General features: G+C 63.6%; 4 protein-coding genes, 1 pseudogene and 1 riboswitch. Of the genes and pseudogenes, 4 read left to right on the forward strand and 1 reads right to left on the reverse strand.

Translation table 11 applies throughout. The features are described 5' to 3' along the window. The first annotated feature begins 217 nt into the window (after positions 1–217). Positions 218–292: riboswitch (S-adenosyl-L-homocysteine riboswitch) on the forward strand. 101 nt (positions 293–393) lie between these two features. The 4 genes and pseudogenes from AC1D1X_RS17615 to AC1D1X_RS17630 form a co-directional block, all read left to right on the forward strand. After that, positions 394–1,569 (forward strand): annotated as a pseudogene (locus tag AC1D1X_RS17615) (adenosylhomocysteinase); the annotation flags it as partial. 148 nt (positions 1,570–1,717) lie between these two features. Next, the gene (locus AC1D1X_RS17620; protein ID WP_477670060.1) at positions 1,718–2,752 is read left to right on the forward strand and encodes a TlyA family RNA methyltransferase; all 1,035 of its coding nucleotides are present in this window, start codon (positions 1,718–1,720) and stop codon (positions 2,750–2,752) included. Between the two features lie 8 nt (positions 2,753–2,760). After that, on the forward strand, positions 2,761–3,597 hold the full coding sequence (metF, locus tag AC1D1X_RS17625) for a methylenetetrahydrofolate reductase [NAD(P)H] (protein ID WP_477698774.1): 837 nt from the start codon (positions 2,761–2,763) through the stop codon (positions 3,595–3,597). An 11-nt stretch (positions 3,598–3,608) separates the two neighbouring features. Continuing rightward, entirely contained in the window at positions 3,609–4,238 is a 630-nt protein-coding gene (locus AC1D1X_RS17630; protein WP_477670058.1) for a septal ring lytic transglycosylase RlpA family protein, read from the forward strand. Positions 4,239–4,266: 28 nt separating this feature from the next. Here AC1D1X_RS17630 and AC1D1X_RS17635 read toward each other — a convergent pair whose 3' ends face one another. Next, positions 4,267–4,737 (reverse strand): cupin domain-containing protein, encoded by a 471-nt coding sequence (locus AC1D1X_RS17635; protein ID WP_477698775.1) that lies wholly within the window; start codon positions 4,735–4,737, stop codon positions 4,267–4,269. Between the last annotated feature and the right edge of the window lie 506 nt (positions 4,738–5,243).

The raw sequence follows: 5,243 nt of genomic DNA on the forward strand, positions 1-5,243 counted from the left end.
GTGGGTCGCTGCCCCCCGAGGGGGCCGCCCGCCTGTGGCCCGGCAAAGCCGGTTCCACGGCTCATGCTGGCTTGAAGATTCAGGGCGTATGCAGCGGGGGTATTTCACCAGTGGGGGCCGAGGGTCCGGCTTCGCCGGCCCCAGGCGCCGCCCCCTTGAGGGGGGAACGGGCTACACGCCAGTGAGCCTGGACGGGGGTGATTTGTTATAATCACGGCTTCCTGAGGAGCGTTGCAACCCACTCCATGTGGTCTAGGCTCAGGACTTTCATTTGCAACCACGCTCACCCGCATGTGCTTTCAAGCCGGGTGAGGCTAACAACAAACTCCCCGATTGACACACAGGCTYGTGGCTATTTTGCCCAATTTGACCTATGACTTTTGGAGTTACCAAATGAGCGCCGTCCTGAAACCTTCCACCGACTACACCATTGCCGATATTTCGCTTGCCGCCTGGGGCCGCAAGGAACTGAACATCGCACAAACCGAAATGCCCGGCCTGATGGCCATCCGCGAAGAATTCGCGAAGGCGCAGCCGCTCAAGGGCGCGCGCATCACCGGATCGCTGCACATGACGATCCAGACCGGCGTGCTGATCGAAACGCTGCAAGCCCTGGGCGCCGAAGTGCGCTGGGCGTCGTGCAACATCTTCTCGACGCAGGACCACGCCGCCGCCGCGATCGCCGCCGCCGGCACGCCGGTATTCGCCATCAAGGGCGAAACCCTGGCCGACTACTGGGACTACACCCACAAGATCTTCGAATTCAGCGGTGCCAAGGGCACGCCTGAAGAAGGCCCCAACATGATCCTGGACGACGGCGGCGACGCGACGCTGCTGATGCACCTGGGCACCAAGGCCGAAAAAGACGCCAGCCTGATCTCCAAGCCCGGCAGCGAAGAAGAAATCTGCCTTTTCAACTCGATCAAGGCCAAGCTGGCGCAAGACCCGACCTGGTACAGCCGCCGCCTGAAAAACATCATCGGCGTGACCGAAGAAACCACCACCGGCGTGCTGCGTTTGAATGAAATGTCGGCCAAGGGCACGCTGGCCCTGCGCGCCATCAACGTGAACGATTCCGTCACCAAGAGCAAGTTCGACAACCTGTATGGCTGCCGCGAATCCCTGGTCGACGCGATCAAGCGCGCCACCGACGTGATGGTGGCCGGCAAGGTCGCACTGGTGGCCGGTTACGGCGACGTGGGCAAGGGCTCCGCACAAGCCCTGCGCGCCCTGAGCGCCCAGGTGTGGGTGACCGAGATCGACCCCATCAACGCCCTGCAGGCCGCGATGGAAGGCTACAAGGTCGTGACCATGGAATACGCCGCTGACAAGGCCGACATTTTTGTGTCCGCTACTGGCAACAAGAACGTCATCACCTACGACCACATGGCGAAGATGAAAGACCAGGCCATCGTCTGCAACATCGGCCACTTCGACAACGAGATCGACGTTGCCGCACTCGAAAAGTGCACCTGGGAAGAGATCAAGCCGCAAGTCGACCACGTGATCTTCCCGGACGGCAAGCGCATCATCCTGCTGGCCAAGGGCCGCCTGGTCAACCTCGGCTGCGGCGCGCGACCCGATAGCGGCGTTGCGGGTCCCGATCAGGCAATCCTCATGCACCTCAAGTGCATTCCGGTTGCCTGACGCCCGCGCCTTGCTCTCGGGCCGCTCGCTACGCCCTTAAGTCTGTTGCTGGAATACCGGAAGACACTACATGCGCGCTGACCTATTCCTCGTCGAACACGGCCATGCCGCCACCCGCTCGCAGGCCCAGCGCCTGATTGCTTCGGGGGTGCAGTGGCGTCCCGAAGCCGATGCTGCCTGGAAGAAGGTCGCCAAGAACGGCGACGAGATTCCGCCCGGCGCCGAACTGCAGCTGCTGGACACCACCGAAGCCAAGTACATCTCGCGCGGCGGGCTCAAGCTGGAAGGTGCGCTCAAGGCCACCGGCCTCAGCGTGGTCGGCCTGCGTTGCCTGGACATCGGCCAGTCCACCGGCGGCTTTACCGATTGCCTGTTGCAGCATGGCGCATTGCAGGTGGTGGGCGTCGATGTGGGCCACGGCCAGCTGCACGCCAGCCTGCGTGAAGATCCGCGTGTGGTTTGCGTCGAGGGCTTGAATGCCCGTTCCATGACCGCCGCCAACCTGGTGGCGGGCCATGCCGGCGACAGCGGCGACATGGATTTTCCGGATGACTTCGATGGCGATGAGGATGACGCTGACCTGGATGAAGCGGGCCCAGCCGCAGAAGCCAACTTCGACTTCCTGACCGGTGATTTGTCCTTCATCTCGCTCACGCTGGTGTTGCCTGCGGTGGTTCGCCTGCTCAAACCCGGCGGTGATCTGCTCATGCTGGTCAAGCCGCAGTTTGAATTGCAGCCCGGCCAGATCGGCAAGGGCGGCATCGTGCGCGACCCGGCGCATTTCGAGTTTGTCGAAAAGCGCCTGCGCGATGCCTGCGCAACGCTGGGGCTGGAAGTGAAAGCCTGGCTGGCGTCGCCGATTGAAGGCGGTGACGGCAACCGCGAATTTTTTATCCAGGCCGTCAAGGGCCAGGACGTGGCAGGCGAAGACCAGCCGTTGCCGGCCGCACCGCAGCGCAAGGTTGCCAAGCGCGTGCCACGCAGCGAAATGCGCGCCTCCCGCGCGCCGCACGAAGACTCCGAACTTGCGCATGCCGGCCAGCCCGGCCCTGCGCGTGGCAAACGGCGTGACAACAAAACCGATACGACAAATAACGACGAGTGAGATCCGCGATGAGCCTGAACCTTCCCCTCAGTTTTGAATTTTTCCCGCCCAAGACACCCGAAGGCGCCGAGAAGCTGCGTGTGGCGCGCCAGGCGCTGTATGCGCACAAGCCCGAGTTCTGCTCGGTGACGTTTGGCGCGGGCGGTTCCACGCAAGACGGCACTTTCGGCACGGTGAACGAAATCCTGGCCGAAGGCGTGGCGGCGGCCTGCCATTTCTCATGCGTGGGCGCCACCAAGGCCACCGTGCGCCAGCAACTCACCACCTTGCAGATCATGGGCGTGAAACGCCTGGTCGCCCTGCGCGGCGACCTGCCCAGCGGCTACGGCGCGGGCGRCGAGTTCCATTACGCCAGCGACCTGGTGGCCTTCATCCGCGCCGAAACCGGTGACACTTTCCATATCGAAGTGGCCGCCTACCCGGAAATCCATCCCCAGGCCAGATCGGCCGATGCCGACCTGCAGGCCTTTGTGCAAAAGGTCAAGGCCGGCGCCAACTCGGCGATCACCCAATATTTCTTCAACGCCGACGCCTACTACCGTTTTGTCGACGACGCGCAGGCCCTGGGTGTGGACGTGCCCATCGTGCCCGGCATCATGCCCATCACCAGCTCCACGCAGCTCATGCGTTTTTCCGATGCCTGCGGCGCCGAGATTCCGCGCTGGATCCGCCTGCGCCTGCAGGGCTTTGGTGACGACACCGCGTCCATCAAGAGCTTCGGCCTTGATGTGATCAGCGGTTTGTGCGAGCAGCTCTACGCAGCCGGTGTGCCCGGAATCCATTTCTACACGATGAACCAGGCGGCAGCGACGACCGAAATCATCGGGCGACTGCAGCGAGCCTGAGGCCGCMATCCATGCAGCAGGGGGCCCGCCGGTCTGCCGCCACCCTCAGCGCTGCGGTGCTGCTGGCCTTGCTGGCTGCCTGCACCACGCCGCCATCCAACAAGCCCTCCACCGCGCCGGGCGCTGGTGCTGCTGTACCGGCGCCGCGTCCTTCACGTCCCGCCACCGATGCATCACCCGTGATCGGTGAGATGGCCGACGAGGTGCCGCCTTCTGCCGCTGCACCCAGGCCGTCGCTGCTGGCCGGCGAAGTGCCCCGCGAATTCCAGCGCGGCCAGGCTTCCTGGTACGGCCCGCGCTTTAACGGCCGGCGCACCGCCAGCGGTGAGCGCTTTGACATGCAGGAGTTCACCGCCGCGCACCGCACGCTGCCTTTTGGCACCATGGTGCGTGTCCACAGCCTGGTCAACGGCCGCGACGTGGACGTCCGTATTACCGACCGCGGACCCTACAGCGGCGACCGCATCATCGACCTGAGCCGTGCCGCGGCGGAAGAGCTCGGCATGCTGGGCATGGGGCTGAAGGAAGTTGTGCTGCTGGTGCCGGAGTCCAGGCCGGAGGTCGCGACGACACCCGCGCCTGCGGCCCGGAAGCGCCCGCCTGCAAGGCGGCGCCCAGCGGCGCCGCGTACGCCGCGCTGAATCGCCTCGCTGACCGAGGCGCGCTCGCTCAGTTCACAAAAGTCACGTCGTCCCTGGGCTGAGGCGGGATCTTGATGGCCAGCGCCTTGACGGGCCCGCTGGTCACCAGCGTACCGCCGTGTGCCGTGCCTTTGGGAATGATGATCAGCGTGCCCGGCTTGAACTCCTTGCGCTCGCCGCCCAGCCACATGGCGCCGCTGCCTTCGATGATGTACTGGATCTCGTCGGTTTTCGGGTGAATGTGTTTGGCCACGTTGCCCGACTGGATGCCGATGGTGGCGTTGTCGGTGATGACCAGGCCCTTCGCGTTCATTTCAGGGTTGGGGGTGCCGGGAATGTCGCTGTGCTTGAGCGCGGCGAGGTCAATCATCGCCGGCGCCAGGGGCRCGGCCTGCGCATGCGCATCGGGCAGGGCGTGCTGGGCCAGCGGTGACAGCGCAATCCCGGCTACAAAAGCCAGGGTGATGGAAAAGCCGAGGACGGTGGTGGTATGGCGCATGGAATCCTTTTACAGGGTGTTGTATATGGGCGGGCCAGTATGCCCATGTTGCGACGGGCTTGCCAATAGCGGTGACCCGACCGGGTGGCCAGCCTTTTCGTTTCGCTGCAGGTTCTGCCATCCCCGGCTCTGTGCTTCGCTCGTTTATGAGTCAAATCGGCCTATAGCCCAGCAAGTATCTGGGCAATCAGCTCCAGAATTGATAGCAAGTGACGGGCGGGCACCCGGCACGCCACCGTAAAAAACCGCCTAAACCAGCATGCCGAAGCGCCGCGGGCGCAGCAGCAGCTCATACTCTTGCGCGCTCAACCCCAGGTGTTGGGACATGGGGCGTGGTGTGGATGAAGGGCCGAGCTTCAGTGATTCGGGCCTTCGCCTATCGACAGCCATCAAGCAATTGCTCAAAAGCTGGATAGTTAAAGTCGGCGAATCCAAAAAATCGCTTCATATCACTTCTCGGAACGGCAAACTGGATCTTGAATGCCCATGGTGGCAACGGCTTGCCT

This window comes from Polaromonas sp. P1_G4 (genome assembly GCF_056405475.1).